Annotated in this window: 14 protein-coding genes; 2 read left to right on the top strand and 12 right to left on the bottom strand. The window is 67.4% G+C overall.

The annotated features are described in order from the left end of the window. Positions 1-227 precede the first annotated feature (227 nt). Genes VZC37_RS19890 through VZC37_RS19925 form a run of 8 tightly spaced genes read right to left on the bottom strand, consistent with a single transcriptional unit; the run spans position 228 to position 7,340 of the window. On the bottom strand, positions 228-1,076 hold the full coding sequence (locus VZC37_RS19890) for a DegV family protein (protein ID WP_330434991.1): 849 nt from the start codon (positions 1,074-1,076) through the stop codon (positions 228-230). A gap of 9 nt (positions 1,077-1,085) precedes the next feature. After that, complete coding sequence (gene octT / locus VZC37_RS19895) at positions 1,086-1,847, bottom strand: diglucosylglycerate octanoyltransferase (protein WP_330434992.1); 762 nt, start codon at positions 1,845-1,847, stop codon at positions 1,086-1,088. Then, positions 1,844-2,557, bottom strand: a complete 714-nt coding sequence (locus tag VZC37_RS19900; RefSeq protein ID WP_330434994.1) for a histidine phosphatase family protein — start codon at positions 2,555-2,557, stop codon at positions 1,844-1,846. Before VZC37_RS19900 ends, octT begins: the two co-directional genes overlap by 4 nt. Further along, a complete protein-coding gene (gene rsfS, locus VZC37_RS19905) occupies positions 2,554-2,916 on the bottom strand; it encodes a ribosome silencing factor (protein ID WP_330434996.1) in 363 nt (120 codons plus the stop codon). The genes VZC37_RS19900 and rsfS overlap by 4 nt, the downstream gene beginning before the upstream one ends. 33 nt (positions 2,917-2,949) lie before the next feature. Beyond that, positions 2,950-3,654: a nicotinate-nucleotide adenylyltransferase gene (gene nadD / locus VZC37_RS19910; RefSeq protein ID WP_330434998.1), complete on the bottom strand. Its 705-nt coding sequence runs from the start codon at positions 3,652-3,654 to the stop codon at positions 2,950-2,952. Between the two features lie 52 nt (positions 3,655-3,706). After that, the gene (locus VZC37_RS19915) at positions 3,707-5,143 is read right to left on the bottom strand and encodes a vWA domain-containing protein (protein ID WP_330434999.1); all 1,437 of its coding nucleotides are present in this window, start codon (positions 5,141-5,143) and stop codon (positions 3,707-3,709) included. Then, a complete protein-coding gene (locus VZC37_RS19920) occupies positions 5,143-6,063 on the bottom strand; it encodes an AAA family ATPase (protein WP_330435001.1) in 921 nt (306 codons plus the stop codon). The genes VZC37_RS19915 and VZC37_RS19920 overlap by 1 nt, the downstream gene beginning before the upstream one ends. Next, positions 6,063-7,340, bottom strand: a complete 1,278-nt coding sequence (locus VZC37_RS19925) for a glutamate-5-semialdehyde dehydrogenase (protein WP_330435002.1) — start codon at positions 7,338-7,340, stop codon at positions 6,063-6,065. The genes VZC37_RS19920 and VZC37_RS19925 overlap by 1 nt, the downstream gene beginning before the upstream one ends. 243 nt (positions 7,341-7,583) lie before the next feature. On the opposite strand from VZC37_RS19925, the gene VZC37_RS19930 reads away from it, so the two are divergent. After that, positions 7,584-8,843 (top strand): HNH endonuclease signature motif containing protein, encoded by a 1,260-nt coding sequence (locus VZC37_RS19930; RefSeq protein ID WP_330435515.1) that lies wholly within the window; start codon positions 7,584-7,586, stop codon positions 8,841-8,843. 54 nt (positions 8,844-8,897) lie between these two features. Beyond that, positions 8,898-10,091, top strand: a complete 1,194-nt coding sequence (locus tag VZC37_RS19935; protein WP_330435004.1) for an MFS transporter — start codon at positions 8,898-8,900, stop codon at positions 10,089-10,091. A gap of 22 nt (positions 10,092-10,113) precedes the next feature. On the opposite strand, the gene VZC37_RS19940 is transcribed toward VZC37_RS19935, so the two are convergent. The 4 genes from VZC37_RS19940 to VZC37_RS19955 form a co-directional block, all read right to left on the bottom strand. Further along, positions 10,114-11,127 carry a heme-binding protein gene (locus tag VZC37_RS19940; protein WP_330435006.1) on the bottom strand — a complete coding sequence of 338 codons (1,014 nt, stop codon included), beginning with the start codon at positions 11,125-11,127 and terminating at the stop codon, positions 10,114-10,116. Between the two features lie 108 nt (positions 11,128-11,235). Then, positions 11,236-11,925: an HNH endonuclease family protein gene (locus tag VZC37_RS19945; RefSeq protein ID WP_330435008.1), complete on the bottom strand. Its 690-nt coding sequence runs from the start codon at positions 11,923-11,925 to the stop codon at positions 11,236-11,238. Positions 11,926-11,992: 67 nt separating this feature from the next. Then, positions 11,993-14,245 carry an ATP-dependent DNA helicase RecG gene (gene recG, locus VZC37_RS19950; protein ID WP_330435010.1) on the bottom strand — a complete coding sequence of 751 codons (2,253 nt, stop codon included), beginning with the start codon at positions 14,243-14,245 and terminating at the stop codon, positions 11,993-11,995. Next, positions 14,245-15,912 (bottom strand): DAK2 domain-containing protein, encoded by a 1,668-nt coding sequence (locus VZC37_RS19955; RefSeq protein ID WP_330435012.1) that lies wholly within the window; start codon positions 15,910-15,912, stop codon positions 14,245-14,247. The genes recG and VZC37_RS19955 overlap by 1 nt, the downstream gene beginning before the upstream one ends. Positions 15,913-15,959: the final 47 nt, after the last annotated feature.

The following is a 15,959-nucleotide window of genomic DNA, read 5'->3' on the forward strand; positions in this document are numbered from 1 at the left end:
TTCACATCCAAAAACTCACCCTGGCGATCAACCTCACCCTGCATACCCACCAGGATCCCAGCCCAACAGCCACAACCCGCCCACCACACGCCGAAAACCAACGCCGATTATTCAGCAGTCTCCTAGCGCTCCGGACCTCCTCAGGGAACGGTGGTGACGTCCCCGCAGGAAGCGGTGGTGACGTCCCCGCAGGGAACGGCGGTGACGTCCTCTGCAGGGACGTGGCGTCAGGATTCGATCGGCTCGAGGTGGGTGGCCAGGGTGACCCCGATGGCGCCCGGCCCGACATGGCACCCGAGCACCGGCCCGAGGTCGACGATCATCCGAGACTTCACATCCCTCAGCCGCCCCGCCAGATCGTCGGCGAATTCCGTTGCCAGATCAGCTGAGTCACAGTGCTGGATACCGAGGACGACCGGCCGTCCGTCGGCGGACTCGACGGCTGCGTCGGCCATCTTGGCCAGTGCCTTGGAGAAGGTTCGGTGCCGCTCCTTGAGGCTCAGCACGCCGTCGACCATGTGCAGGATCGGCTTGATGGACAAGGCCGAACCCAGCATCTTGCTGGCGGCGCTGATCCGGCCGCTCTGACGCAGGTTCTCCAACTGGTGGACACACAGCAACGAGTCGATGGTCGCGGCCTGCCGGATCGCCGATTCGTACACCCGGTCGCGGTCGGCTCCGGCGTTGGCGGCCTGCGCCGCGCCGACGGCGGTGAAACCGACCGCGAGACCGACGGATCGGGAGTCGACGATGCGGACCTGGCCGGAGAACTTCTCTGCCGCCACGCGCCCGGCGCCCCACGTCCCCGACAGTCGTCGCGACATGTGGACGGCGACGACCCCGTCTCCGTCACTGTCGGCGAGGGCCTGCTCGTAGACCGCGCCCAGTTCGTGCGGATTCGCCCCGGAGGTGGTGACGCCCGGGCGCGACACGATGTCGGCCGGGATGTCGTCGACACCCTCGCGGTAGTCGTTGTCGTCCAACGTCAGGTGCAGCGGCACCTGACGGATGCCGTAGTGATCGGCGACCTCGGCCGGTAACCGCGACGATGAATCGGTGACGACGACGACAGGCACGCGTCTACGTTAGCTGGTCGGTTCCACGGCGGCCCGACGCCCGTCCGGCCGGCGCAGGAGCGGCTCGCCGAGCGCGTGCCGGACGATCGGGATCACCTCGTCGGCGATCTCGCGGTGGCAGTCGAAACCCCAGTGGATGCCATCCGGGTTCATCGATCCGGGGGTCGACGTGAACGCCTCACGGGTGGCGGGATAGAAGTCCGCGACGGGCAGGCCGCGTCGCCGTGCCCACTGATCCATCGCCGCGGTGGTCGGGATGCGGCCACTGTGTACATATCCGTAGTAGGGGCTGCGATGGGTAGGCGGCAGACACAGCACAATGGGCAGGTCCGGCCGTAACTCGGTGAGTGCCGAGCCGATCTTGTCCAGGTACTCCACGGTCACCTTGGGTGGCAAGGCCACCGGCCACCCGGTTCGCGACAGCCGCGGCTGCAGCCATTGGTAACCGTCGCGCACCACCTGACGCAGCCGTGCGGGGCGGACGTAGCGGATCTGCTCGCGCAGCGCGGTCGGCAGCGGCGACGGCAGGCTGTCCATCCCGCCGAATGCCAGCACCACCACCTCGGCGGTGGGCACCGCCGCCCAGATGTTCGGGTCCTGGGTCAGCGCCCACCATACGTCGCGGCTGGTCCAGCCGATCCGCCCGAACAGTCGAACCTCACGGTCGCATCCGGCTCCGACCAGGTTCGGCCAGATGTGGGGATCGTCGGCGGGCAGTCCCCCGTTCGGACCGTAGTAGGCCAACGAGTCCGACAGGACGAGGATCGTCACTGCACGCCTGCGTCGGCGACCTCGGCGGACGCGTTCCACACGTCGAGCCGCCAGCGCGGTGGGCTGCCAGGGACGCCGTGACCGGACAACTGCACCCAACTGGTGTTGGCCAGTCCGCCGAAGACCGGCCACGACCCCTGGTCCAGATCGAGCAGGGCCGCGGTCATCGCAGCGATCACGCCGCCATGCGCCACCAGCACGACCGGCGCTTCCGGGCGCTCGCCGCTACCCCAGTCATCGAGCTTGTCGACCAGTTCCTCGACGACCGGAACGGCGCGGCGGGCGACATCGACCCGGCTCTCACCGCGCGGCGGCGACCAGGTTGCGTCGTCCCGCCAGATGCGGCGTGCGCCGGGCATCGCAGCGTCCACCTCGAGGTGGGTCATCCCCTGCCAGTCACCCAGGTGCGTCTCGCGCAGGCGGACGTCGTCGGTGACGGTCAGTCCCGTCTTGCGTGCCAGGGCCTCGGCGGTGTCGCGAGCCCGCATGAGGTCGGAGGACATGATGACCATCGGCATCCGCCCGGCGAGCGCACCGGCGGCGTCTTCGGCCTGCCGGCGGCCGAGTTCGGACAGCTCGGTGTCGAGCTGGCCCTGCATCCGACTGGTCGCGTTGTACCCGGTCTGCCCGTGCCGCAACAGGATCAGACGCCGGACCACCGGTGTGAGGCGTTCCACGGACGTGTCGTGGCTGTCCGGTCCACCGCTCATTGCAGGCCTTCCACGTCGACCACGGGGCAGTCTTTCCAGAGTCGTTCCAGTGCGTAGAACTGCCGTTCGTCGGTGTGCTGGATGTGCACGACGATGTCGGCGTAGTCGATCAGGGCCCACCGGCCCTCGCGCGTTCCCTCCCGGCGGACTGGTTTGTATCCCGCCTCGCGGAGTTTGTCCTCGACTTCGTCGACGATGGCGGTGACCTGGCGTTCGTTGTCGGCCGAGGCGATCACGAACAGGTCGGTGATGACGAGTTGTTCGGACACGTCGATGACGGTGACGTCGTGGGCTAGTTTGTCGGCGGCGGCGAGTGCCGCCACGGTGGCCATCTGCAGCGCTTCGGCCGAGGCAGTCACTGGGGTCCTTCCGTCGTGGAATGTGGGTGGTGGTCAGGGGGCGGAAACGCCGGGCGAGGACGCCTTGGGCGCACGGTACAGCTTCCGTTTGGCGATGTACTGAACAACACCGTCGGGAACCAGGTACCAGACGGGACGTCCGCGTGCCGCACGGGCGCGGCATTCGGTCGAGGAGATGGCGAGGGCGGGGATCTCCAGCATCTGCAGGGTATTCGGTGGCAAGGCCTCGAGGTGTTGCGCGAGATGCTTCGCGTGCAGCTCATAACCGGGTCGGCTGACACCGATGAAGTGTGCCAGGTCGAACAGGCCCTCCCAGTCCTGCCAGGACAGGATCGATTCCAGCGCATCGGCGCCGGTGATGAAGTAGAGCTCCGCTTCGGGATGGTGCGCGCGCAGGTCACGGAGCGTGTCGACGGTGTAGGTGTCCCCTTCGCGTTCGATGTCCACGCGGCTGACACTGAATCGCGGGTTGGATGCGGTCGCGATGACCGTCATCAGATAACGGTCCTCGGCCGGACTGACCGCGCGGGTCGCGTCGATCACCCGACCGCTCTCGTCCTCGCCCAGCTTCTGCCACGGCCGTCCGGTCGGGACAAAGATGACCTCGTCGAGCGAGAACCGGTGCGCGACCTCGCTCGCAGCGACGAGATGGCCGTTGTGGATCGGGTCGAAGGTGCCACCCATGATGCCGATGCGGCGAGCGCGCGGTTGGGTGGACGACTCCCGGTCGGTGGCCATGACGTGTGAGTTTACGCGGTCGGCGACACGCCACCGGGTGACCCGCACCGCATCACACCGGCAGCAGGTCTGCGATGGCCCGTCCCAACTGCGTGGCGTTGCGGCATTCGAACATCTCGATGACCTCGGCGTATTCGGTGGCGGCGGAGTCGCCGACGCCCCAGTTCCGGCGAGCCTCCGGGTTGAGCCAGTATGCGTGGCGGGCGCGGTCGACCAGGTCGCGCAGTGCATCGAGGCGGGGGTCGTGGTAGTTCGTGCGTCCGTCGCCGAGGATCAGCAGTGCTCCGCGGTGGGTCAGCGAGTCGCCGTACTCGTCGACGAATCCCTTGAGCATGTTGCCGTAGTCGGAATGGCCGTCCCGGGTGCTGATCCGGGCCGTGGTGATCATCCGGTGCATGTTGGCGCCGAAATCCTCGTCGTCGTTGCCCCGGTCGAAGAAGTCGGTGACCTCGTCGACGGTGTCGACGAAGGCGAACACCCGGACCTTGGAGAACTGCTGACGCAGCGCGTACACGAGGCGCAGGGTGAATTGCGAGAATCCGGCGACGGAGCCGGACACGTCGCAGATGATCGTCAGTTCCGGGCGTCCGGGCCGCGGCTTGCGGTGGGACAGTTCGATGGGCACGCCCCCGGTGGACATCGACGCCCGCAGTGTCTTGCGGACGTCGACACTCCCCCGATGCGAACGGCGACGCCGGGTCTCCAGTTTCGCCGCGAGCAGCCGGGCGAGCGGTTCGATCGTGCGGCGGATCTCGGCGAGGTCGTTGGCGCCGGCGGACAGGAAGTTGATGTTCTCCGGCAGTTGGGGCACCGCGTAGTCGGCGACCCGATCGCGCCCCTTGGCCCCTGCCATCCGCCGCTGGGTCTCCGCCTCGATGGCGGCGCGCAGCTCCATCGACCGGGCGCGCGCGGCCCGCCGATACCGCGGTTCGGTGCCCGGCCGGTCTCCGAGGCCACCATCGTCATCGCCGCCGGCCATGGCGGCGGCGATCCGTGCGATGAGGGTCTGCGGATTGACCTGGGACAGCGCCTGATACGCGGAGTATGCCTCGCCCCGGGTCGATTCGTAACGCCCGAGTTGATCGACGATCAGTGCGACCATCTGCGCGAGGCGCGCCTCGCCGTCCGCGGAGTCATCGGCAAGCAGATCGGCCACCATCTCGCGCATCGCCTCGACGTCGACCTCGCCGTCGGAGGTACGCGGGAGGTCGGTGACGGCGGTCCGCGCGCCGGTTCCCAGTGGAAACCAGAGATCGAAGACGGTGTCGAACACCCTGCGGTGCATCTGGTCGCTGATCAGCGTGGCCGCGAGGCCCTCCCGGAGCGAGCGGCGGTCGAGAAGGTCGAGCACCTCCAGCGCCTGCGCGGCGTCGATCAGCGACGACGGACCCACGACGATGCCCCGCGCCCGCAGTTCGTCAATGAACCCGGTGAGGTGCCCGATGAGTGGAACCTCTTGACCAGCAAGGGATTCCGACGAACCCGCCATCAGCCCAACTTGAGTTCTTTGAACGCCGTCTTGAGATCGGGTCGGTGCTTGAGCACCACTCCCAGGGTGCGGGCGATCAGGCCGTCGTCGAGTGTGCCGGTGGTCCCGCCGCCGGATTCTCCGACGCCGAGGGCCAGCAGCGTGTTGCCCCAGTCGATCGTCTCGGCCACCGACGGCTTCTTGCGGATGTCGAGGGTCCGTAGCACCCCGACGACCCGTACCAGTTCGGCGGCGAGCGCGTCGGGCAGGCCCGGCACTCTGGACGCGAGGATCTCCCGTTCACGCGGGGCGTCGGGGAAGTCGATGTAGAGATACAGGCAGCGACGCTTGAGCGCCTCGGAGAGGTCCCGGGTCGCATTCGAGGTGAGAATGACCACCGGGCGCCGGGTGGCGGAGACCGTGCCCATCTCGGGGATGGTCACCGCGAAGTCGCTGAGCACCTCCAGCAGCAGACCTTCGACGTCCACGTCGGCCTTGTCGACCTCGTCGATGAGCAGCACCGTGGGTTCGGAGCGGGAGATCGCACGCAGGAGCGGACGGGGCAGCAGGAACTCGTCGGAGAAGATGTCACTCTTCGCCTCATCCCAGTCGCGGGTGCCGGTGGCCTGGATGTGCAGGATCTGCTTGGCGTGATTCCACTCGTAGAGTGCCCGCGCCTCGTCGATCCCCTCGTAGCACTGCAGGCGGATGAACTCGGCGTCGGTCGCCTGCGAGATCGCGCGTGCCAGTTCGGTTTTGCCGACACCGGCCGGACCTTCGACGAGCAACGGCTTGCCGAGACGGTCGGCCAGGTAGGTGGAGGTGGCGGTGGCGTCGTCGGCGAGATAACCCGTCTCACGCAAGCGCGCCGTGACGTCGGGGACGTCGACGAAGGAAGGAACGGTACTGGGACCCCCGGCCACGATGCTGGCTTCCCCCATCACGCGGGCCGGATGTGTCCGTCGCCCCAGACGGTCCACTTCGTCGAGGTCAGTTCGGGCAGTCCCATCGGTCCACGGGCATGGAGTTTCTGAGTGGAGATGCCGATCTCGGCTCCGAAACCGAACTGCTCGCCGTCGGTGAACGCGGTGGAGGCATTGACCATCACCGCGGCCGCGTCGACCCGGGAGGTGAACTCACGTGCGGCCGCGAGATCGGTCGTGACGATCGCCTCGGTGTGTCCGGTGCCGTAGGTGTCGATGTGCGATACCGCGGCGTCGAGATCGTCGACGATCTTCATCGCGATGTCCATCGAGAGGTACTCCTCGGCCCAGTCCTGCTCGGTGGCCGGTTCCATGCCGGGCTCATCACCGTGGATGACCACACCCTGGGCCTGCAACGCCTGCGAGATCTTCGGCAACGCGTCGGCGGCGACGGCCTTGTCGACGAGGACCGTCTCCGCCGTGTTGCACACACTCGGCCGACGAGTCTTGGAGTTCAGGATGATCCGCGTCGCGACATCCAGGTCGGCGAGCGCGTGGACGTAGACGTGGCAGTTTCCGGTGCCCGTCTCGATGGTCGGGACCGTGGCGCCCGCGACGACGGCGTTGATCAGGCCCGCACCGCCGCGCGGGATCACGACATCGACGAGGCCTCTGGCCCGGATCAGGGCGGTGACGCTCGAGCGATCCGCACTCGGCAGCAGCGCCACCGCGTCGGCATTGACGCCCTTGTCGCGCAACACCTCACGCAGAATCCTTACGAGTTCCGCGTTCGAGTCGGCAGCCGACGACGACCCACGCAACAGGACGGCGTTACCCGACTTGAACGCGATGCCGAAGGCGTCGACGGTGACGTTGGGTCGGGCCTCGTACACCATCCCGACAACTCCGAGTGGTACCCGCACCTGTCGCAGTTCCATGCCGTTCGGCAGGGTCTTGCCGGACACCACGGTGCCGATCGGATCGGGCAGCACCGCCACCTGCCGCAGGCCTTCGGCGATACCGGTGATGCGCTCGGGCGTCAGGCGCAGGCGATCGATCAGACTCGCCTCGGTGTCGTCGTTGTCGGCGCGGGTCACGTCGGTCGCGTTGGCGGCGAGGATGCTGTCCTCGGCGGCCTCGATGGCATCGGCCGCGGCGAGCAGGACCTCGTTCTTCGCCGCTGTCGTCATCCCGCCCAGAACGCGCGACGCCGTCCGCGCGGCCTTCGCCAGGTCGGTGACAACCTGCTCGACATCGGTCGCGACCACGCCGGAATCGGCGGTGGGTGCACTCATGGAATCCTCGACTTCGCCTGCGGAATCATGTCGTCCACCAGAGTAGCGGTGCGTCCGGACGCCACCCAATCCCGACGGTTGCGGGCGCCGGCCAGACCGCGTACATTAGAACATACGTTCGATGCACGATGGTTCGGGGGGATCAGCATGACGGCAACTCTGCCCGCACGGCCTGCTGCCGCCGACCTGCATTCGGACATGTCCACCGACGACCTGCGATTGTTCGTCGACGCGCTGGCCGCGATGACTGTCGGCGAATCCGAAGCCGATGCGATGTCTCGTCTGACCGTTCTGGAGGAACTGAAATCGGCCTGCGCTGCGGCCCAGGTGCGGGAGACCGCGCGGGTCATCGAACTCCGGGCAGCCGACGAGGACCTCCGGAACGTCCCGATGAAGCGCCGAGGCCGTGGTCTGTCCGCGGAGATCGGCTTGGCGCGCAAGGCCTCACCCCGCAAAGGCGCGCAGTTCCTCGGATTCGCCCGTGCCCTCGCCGACGAGATGCCGCACACGATGCGGGCACTGACGTCCGGTGAGCTGACCGAATGGCGCGCGACCATCCTGGTCCGCGAGACCGCATATCTCACCCGGGAGACCCGCGAGGAGATGGACCGGCGAATCTGTGCTGACAGCTCCACTCTCGACGGGGTCAGCGATCGCGCACTCGACGCATTGGCCAAGAAGCACGCCTATGAACTCGACCCCCACGCGGTGGTCGCACGATCGGCGCGCGCAGAGAAGGACCGTCGGGTCGGTGTCCGGCCGGCACCGGACCTGATGACAACGCTGTCGGCGCTGCTTCCGATGAAACAGGGGGTCGCAGTCTATGCCTCGCTCAAGCAGCACGCTGATTCGATCGTCGGTGCCGATGACCGCACCCACCCGCAGATCATGGCCGACACCCTCGTCGAGCGCGTGACAGGCCAGTCGTCGGCGGAGAAGGTGCCGGTCGCGGTCAACGTCGTGATGTCGGAACGCACACTGCTCACCGACAGCGACGAGGCCGCCGAGATCCCCGGATTCGGCCCCATCCCGGGCCATCTTGCGCGGCAGATGATCGCCGACGGCACCGCCGACGACAACGAGACCCTGTCAACGATCCGACGACTCTTCGCGAGGCCCGCCGACGGGACACTGGTGTCCATGGACGCTCGCTCACGGACGTTCCCGAAGTCCCTGGCGCATTTCGTCGCGATGCGTGACCGATGTTGCCGCACACCGTATTGCGGCGCTCCGATCGCCGAGATCGATCACGCGCATCCGCATCGCGACGGCGGTGCGACCACCGGGGTCAACGGTGACGGAGCCTGCCGGACGCACAACAGGGCGAAAGATGCCGACGGTTGGCGGTATGCGGTGATCGATGCGCCAGGTGGGCATCGCATCGAGATCCAGACACCCACCGGTGCCGTGCACGAATCGGTCGCACCACCCGCGATCGGCCATGTGCCGGACACTGTCAGCGTCGTAGAAACCCGGCTACGCGCGATGCTCAACGCGGCCTGAACAGCCGCCGGCCGTATTTGACGCGACAGCCGCCCGGCACCGACGCTGGTCCACATGACAACGCGCAGCACCGAGAATGCCGGCGACGGTGCTGCCCGACAGTCCCGACCGCCAACGCTGGCGGCCCTGTTGATCGCGACGTTCCTGGCCTTCGTCAACTACGCCGCGCTCCTACCGGTGGTACCGATGTGGGCGGCCGACGGTGGTGCCGGCAGCGTCGTGGTGGGATCGGTGACCGGCGCGATGATGACGGCCACCGTCCTCACCCAACTGTCGATGCCGTGGCTGTTCCGCCATCTTTCACTGCGCACGATGGTGGTGGCCGGTTCGGCACTTCTCGGTGCGCCCACCCCGCTGTACGCGTTGTCGGCGGAGACGTCCGCGATCCTGGCCATCACCGTGGTTCGTGGTGTCGGGTTCGCATTCGTCGTGATCGCGGGCGCAATCGTTGCCGCCGAGATCGCCGGCCCCGGCAAACTGTCCTCGTATTCCGCCTACTACGGCGCGGCCGCAGCGCTGCCGAATGTCGGTGCGCTGGCCGGGGGTGTGTGGGCCGCAGACGTCTTCGGCTACACCGCGGTCTTCGCCGTCTCCGGCGCAGCAAGCCTCTGCGGCGCGGTCGTGGCCTGTTGGCTGCCCGGGCGGTTACACGGACGATTCGCAGTACCCTCCTCCGGAGATGTGCGCCCGATCGCGATCCCCATCATCGTGTTCCTGATGATCGCCGGCGCATTCGGGGCCGCGACGACGTTCCTTCCCCTCGCCGGACCGCCGGCAGCGACGGTCGCGTTCGCACTCCTCGCCGCCTCGGCGGCATTGGTTGCCGGTCGACTGCTCGCCGGCTTCGTCGGTGACCGGCGCGGCGCCGGGCGACTGCTGGTGCCGTCGGCCCTCATCGGTGCGCTCGGCTGCCTTCTCATCTCCGTATCGCTGGACGGGCCGACCTGGCTACTCGTCCTCGGCGCAGGCCTCCTCGGTCTCGGTTTCGGCTCCAGCCAGAACGACTCGTTCGTCCTGACCATGCAGCGGCTCGGTACCGGCCGCAGCGGGACGGCGAGCATCATCTGGAACATCGCCTACGACGGGGGCCTCGGACTCGGCGCAGTCGGATTCGGTTGGTTTGTCGGCACGTTGGGATACGCCGGTGCGTTCATCGCCATGTGCTCGGCGATCGTCGCGGTGGCCCTCCTCTGTGCGCGATTCGTCTCCGCCCAACGCCGTCGTCCTCCTGCCGAGGGCGATACCTGACCGTGGATCTCGGCAGGCTTTCTCAGTGCCGCATGAACTCCACGGCCGGCGAGCTCGACGAGGTGTCGTCGCTGATCTTCTCCATGGTGTTGAAACTGATGTGCGGCCACTTGATGAGTCCCGGTCCGCCGTCGCGACGTTCGAAGAAGTCGAGCATGACCACCTGCATGTATTGGAGACGCCACTTGATCGTGCCGTTGTCGTCGACCTTCTGAATCCAGAACGTCGACTTCATCTCGGTCGCGTTCGCCTGGGCGACGATGAAGGGGATGTTGGAGATCCCGCCGGTGGCCGTTGTGGTGTCGAGTTCGATGGTGGTCGTCTCGATGATGTTCACTCCGTTGTTCGCGTCGGCCAGCAGCCCCGAGGAGTCGAGCGGATCGAAGATGCCTTGGAAGTGGCTGTCGACGAAGTGTTTGTACGGCGCGAGATAGGGCGAGTCCAGGTCGTCGTCCACCCCGATCGGCAGGGCGTTCACCGGGTCGATCCGCGGCGGCCCGGGCGTGGTCTCGGCGTTGCCCAGCGCCAGCACCGAATCACCGTGCGGCACGGTCGCCAGGCGACCGATGGTGGGTCCACCGTTCGTCTGATCCTGCATGAACAGGAACAGACCCGGCTCGTGGTGGATACCGGCGTTGGGGTTGCCTGCGAGCCCGCTCACCGGGAAGTCCGCCGCCGCAATCTGTTTGATCGCCTGCTCGTAATCGAGGGCACCGACTTCCTGATCGGCTTCGACTGTTGTCCCGTTGCGGGAGATCCCCCGATTCGGGACGTTCTTGTCGACGAGGCTGAATTTCAGTACCTCGTTGTACTGGTTCATGAGCACGCGGTAGTTGAAGCCCTCCCCCGGCGGGGTCGCGAACGGCAGCGCGATCAGGTTCCAGCCTCGTCCCACGAGGTTGGGCTCGTTCGCCCACGTTCCGGGTAGCTCGGCGAGCTGCCCGAGGTCGGGGTCACCGGGCCGGGCGATCTCGACAGTGCGCTTGTCGATGTCGGCGATGGAGGACACTGTGGTGGGTTCTTCGATGATGGACATGGGGAGCCTTCCGGCGAGTAGTGGCTGTGGTCTACCGACCATCGCCACATTGCCCGCCGGCCACACGCGTAGCGCACTACCTCATTCTCCTGTGCTCACGGCGTATCACTACCCGCCGCACCGCCGGAGGACGGCTCCCAGGGTGTCGGCCGACCGCGAATCGACCTGCAGCCGATACGACACGGTCACCGCGATGAACTGAATCGCATACTGGCAGTGGAAAGTCCGGTTCGGCGGCAGCCAGCGCGCCGGTTCCTGATCGGACTTGGCCATGTTCGACGCCGCATCCACCGCAACCAGATTCGCCGGGTCATTCGCGAAATTGGCTCGCGCCGCCCACGGCCAGGCCCACGCACCCATGTCCCACGCGTAGGCGAGCGGAACGATGTGATCGATCTGAACCGAGCCGGCACGTCGGTCGCGGCGGAAGACGACGAACTCACCCGTATAGGGGCTACGGAACTCGCCGGACATCACCGCCCGCGGGCACGAATCGATGACCGAGAGCTGCACGTCGATGAGATCTCTTGTCAGGACATCGTTTCGGGTGTCACACCCGTTGGCGCCACCGGCCACCGTCACGGCGTCGGTCCATGCGGTGCCGAACGCCTCACGCTGGTAGTCCGACCGCGGGGCGCGCTCCCCGACCACAGCCACCCGGGCCAACGCGGACATCGCCTGACGCGCCTGCGACGCCACCGCCGGATCACTCGGACCGTCGCGGTCCGCGACGAGCACGCCGGCCGCGACGATCACCGTCGTCGCCACGCTCGGAATGAGCACCAACCACCAGCGCACCGGCCACCCTGCTGTCGACCCCATACCTCTTGGACGTCGCAGGGCCGCTCGGCGTTCCGTTGTCCGGCTACGACTTGTCCAGGTATTTGACCTTGGTGGGCACGAGCACCGCGTCGACGAGATCGGCCAGAGGTCGGTGATCGGCCAGCGGCAGATCCACACCGACGATCTCGTCGGCGAGTTCTCGGGCGTCGGCGATGACGTCGGCGTCCGACAGCAAGGACAGAAAGTGCAGCGACGAGACCCCGCCGGACTGAATCGAACCGAGCACGTCACCTTCTCGACGCTGTTCGAGGTCGATGCGGGCGAGTTCGAACCCATCGGTGGATCCCTCGACAGCCTTCAGCCGTTGCATCGCCTGCGAGACCGGCGGCGCGGTGGACATCAGCAGGCAGAGACCGGGATGACCGCCACGGCCGACACGCCCACGCAGCTGGTGCAGCTGGCTGACCCCGAAGCGATCGGCGTCGACGATGACCATCATCGTGGCATTCGGCACGTCGACGCCCACCTCGATGACGGTGGTGGACACCAGGACATCGATCTCGCCGCGACCGAACGCGTCCATGACTGCATTCTTCTCGTCGGCAGGCAATCGGCCGTGCAGCATCTCGATGCGATGTCCACCGAGGGGTCCGGTCAGCAACTCCTGGTACTGGTCGAGCACCGACACGCTCGTCTGTTCCGGGCCGTCGGCGGCCCGCTTGGACTTCTTGCCGCCGGGGTCATCTCCGATCCGTGAACAGACCACATAGACCTGTCGGCCCTGCGCGATCTCTTCGGCGGCCCGCACCCACGCGCGATCCACCCACGACGCGTTGCGCATCGGGACCACCGACGTCTTGATCGGTTGCCGCCCGCGGGGCAGCTCCGTGAGCACCGAGGTGTCGAGGTCACCGAACACCGTCATCGCCACGGTCCGCGGGATGGGGGTCGCGGTCATCACCAGAAAGTGCGGCATGCCCGAATCTTTTCGCTTGGTGCGCAACGTGTCCCGCTGCTCCACCCCGAACCGGTGTTGTTCGTCGACCACCACCATGCCGAGATCGAAGAAGTCGACGTTCTCCTCGAGCAGCGCGTGGGTGCCCACCACGATGCCGGCTTCACCGGTCACCACGTCGAGCAACGTCTGCCGTCGGCCTGCAGTCTTCATCGACCCGGTGAGCAGGGCGATCTTGGTCGCGCGGTCGGCCGCCGTCAACTCGCCCGCCTGGGCGAGATCGCCCAGCATGGTGGTCATCGTGCGGAAGTGCTGTGCGGCGAGGACTTCGGTGGGCGCCAGCATCGCGCACTGATGTCCGTTGTCGACAACACGCAGCATCGCCAACAGCGAGATGAGTGTCTTACCCGAACCGACCTCGCCCTGCAGCAGACGACTCATCGGGGTGTCACGGCCCAGGTCGTCGGCGATCTCGGCCACCACAGCCTGCTGTCCGTCGGTCAGGGTGAACGGGAGACGCGCGAGCAGGCGGTCCTCGAGCCCGTTCTCGACGTGCGGGCAGGACGGCCCGTTCTCCGTGCGGCCGGCGATCCGTCGCTGCGCCAGCACGGTCTGGATGGCCATCGCTTCGTCGAACTTCAGGCGGGCGCGGGCCGACTCGATGTCGTCGTCGGTGTCGGGGAGGTGGATTCCGCGTAGCGCCGCTTCGGTGCTCACGAGCCCGCGGGTGTCGCGCTGCTCCCGCGTGAGCGCGTCCGGCGGTACCTCTCCACCGGTTTCGACGGCAACCAAGGTGCGCGCGATCGCGGTTCCGATCGTCCACGTCTGGATGTCCTTGGTGGCCGGGTAGATCGGGATGATGGGTCGGTCCATCAGCTCGACACCACCCGAGTTCGCAAACTCCTCGGCCTCGGCGCCCAGCATCTCCGCGAGCATCGCCGACCCGACCACACGATCGATTTCCTGCTCGCCGTCGGGCAGCACCGCCCACTGGGGGTGGGATAGCTGGATCTGCCCTCGGAAGATCTTCACCTTGCCCGCCATCATCACCCGCGCTCCGGGTTTGATCCGGTGTTGGATGAACCGCGCATTGAAGAAGTTGGCCTGGTACGTGTAGCTGTCGTCGGTGACGGTGACCTTCAGGAAGGTCCCCGAGCGTTTCCGCATCGGGACCATCTTCGAGCCGGTGACCCGACCCACGACCGTGAGCCAATCCTCTTCCACCGGGAGGTCGTTTTCGTTGGACAGCTGGCCTTGCCGGACGTAGCGGCGCGGGGCGTACCGCAGCAACTCGCCGACCGTGGATATCCCGAGCGTCTCGATCTTCGAGACGACCTTCGCCTCGAGGACCGCATCGAGCCCGTCGGCCATCGCGACCATTACTCGACACCAACCTGCATCAGCTGGTCGGCCTGGCCGGTCCGGTAGATCGCGAGTTCCACTCCGGCGTAGCTGCGCCGCATCTGTTCGGTCAGCGCGTCGAGCGCCGAGTCGTCGACGCCGGCCCCGGCCATCACGGTGACCATCTCGCCGCCGGTGGCGAGCATCAGGTCGACCAGCGCGGTGGCCGCGCCCGTCTGATCGGGGGCGATCACCAGGACGTCGGAGCCGATCATGCCGAGGACGTCGCCCACCTCACTGGTCCCGGCCAGGGTCATGATGCGGCTGTCGGCACGCACCAGCGAACCCCATCGGGTGCCCGCCGCCGCCTCGGCCATCGCATAGGTGTCGGGGTCGGGCGCCTCGGTGGCGTCGTGGACGGCGAGCGCCGACAGGCACTGCACCATCGACGACGTCGGCAGGAAGACGACCGATCGCTGTGCCGAACGGGTCGCGGCAGTCACCGACACGAGGTCCTGGGAGCTGAGTTTGCCGTTGGCCATCACGACGACGTGCCCGCTGTCGGCGGCCCGGATGGCGTCGGTGAGCACATCCGGGGTCAGTCCGTCGTCGGCCCGCACCACGGCGGCACCCGCCTCGGTGAACAGCTCGTCGGCGCCCTCGCCGGTCACCGCGGCGATCACGGCGCGCTTGTGTCGCGGCGGCGGCTCGGCGGAGTCGGCCTGCGCCCGCAGCGCATCGAGTGCGAAGCAACTGATCCGGACCTCGGAGATCGGGCCGCGGATCACGCCCGCCTCAACCGCCTTGCCCGGGTCGCTGGTGTGCACGTGGACGGAGAACCGCTCACCACCTGATGAGCTGTCACCCACGATCACCACCGAGTCGCCGATGTCGTTCAGGGTTTTGCGCAGCGAACCGACCTCGTCGCCCGCGGCGCCGTCGAGGACATACATGACCTCGAAATCCATGTCGCTGCCGCCGCTGCACGTGTCGTTGTCCTGATGGCCTGGCTCGCCGCCGCCGATGAGGATTCCGCGATACCGACGGCGCCGCTGCGCGACTCCGGTCAACACCGCGACCATCGCGTCGGCCAGCGCGAGGAAGCCGCGACCGCCGGCGTCGACGACACCGGCTTCGGCGAGCTCCGGCAGCTGCTCGGGTGTGTGCTCCAGCGCGTCGGCGCAGTCGTCGGCGACGGCCCGGGCAAGATCACCGGCAGATTCGGACACATGGGCGCCCGCGGTTTCGGCGGCCGTCCGGATGAGGGTAAGGACGGTTCCCTCGCGCGGGTCGCTCACCGCGCGGACCGCGGCGAGCGATCCGAGGCGAAGACCGGCCGACCACAGATGGTTGAAGGTGAGTTGCGACTCGTCCGACATCAGCTCTGCCGCGTCGGCCAGGCCCATCAGCACCTGCGACAGGATGATGCCGGAGTTGCCGCGCGCCTGCGCTACCGCCGCGTCCGCCATGGCGCGGGCGACCACCGCCGTCGAGGCATCCTCTGGCAACGATGCGAGAGCGTCGGCGGCCGCCTGCATGGTGAACAGCATGTTGCTGCCGGTGTCGGAATCGGGGATCGGGAAGACGTTCAGGTCGTTGATCTCGCCGCGCAATGTCGCGAGTCCGTCGACCGCGGTGTGCGCCCAATCCCGCAGGAGGTCCGGGTTCATCGTGCGGATGAGACCACCGTCGAACACCGACTCCATGAAACCCCTTACCGTTGGCAGTGGTGACTGGCAGGGGCGACGGCCCT

The sequence above is a fragment of the Gordonia sesuvii genome, from assembly GCF_036350415.1.
Classification (GTDB): Bacteria; Actinomycetota; Actinomycetes; order Mycobacteriales; family Mycobacteriaceae; genus Gordonia; species Gordonia sesuvii.

Coding starts and splice junctions, on each gene's coding strand:
- VZC37_RS19900 (WP_330434994.1), bottom strand. CDS start 2,557: ATGAGCGGTGGACCGGACAGCCACGACACGTCCGTGGAACGCCTCACA.
- nadD (WP_330434998.1), bottom strand. CDS start 3,654: ATGGCCACCGACCGGGAGTCGTCCACCCAACCGCGCGCTCGCCGCATC.
- VZC37_RS19915 (WP_330434999.1), bottom strand. CDS start 5,143: ATGGCGGGTTCGTCGGAATCCCTTGCTGGTCAAGAGGTTCCACTCATC.
- VZC37_RS19920 (WP_330435001.1), bottom strand. CDS start 6,063: ATGGGGGAAGCCAGCATCGTGGCCGGGGGTCCCAGTACCGTTCCTTCC.
- VZC37_RS19925 (WP_330435002.1), bottom strand. CDS start 7,340: ATGAGTGCACCCACCGCCGATTCCGGCGTGGTCGCGACCGATGTCGAG.
- VZC37_RS19930 (WP_330435515.1), top strand. CDS start 7,584: ATGACTGTCGGCGAATCCGAAGCCGATGCGATGTCTCGTCTGACCGTT.
- VZC37_RS19935 (WP_330435004.1), top strand. CDS start 8,898: ATGACAACGCGCAGCACCGAGAATGCCGGCGACGGTGCTGCCCGACAG.
- VZC37_RS19940 (WP_330435006.1), bottom strand. CDS start 11,127: ATGTCCATCATCGAAGAACCCACCACAGTGTCCTCCATCGCCGACATC.
- recG (WP_330435010.1), bottom strand. CDS start 14,245: ATGGTCGCGATGGCCGACGGGCTCGATGCGGTCCTCGAGGCGAAGGTC.
- VZC37_RS19955 (WP_330435012.1), bottom strand. CDS start 15,912: ATGGAGTCGGTGTTCGACGGTGGTCTCATCCGCACGATGAACCCGGAC.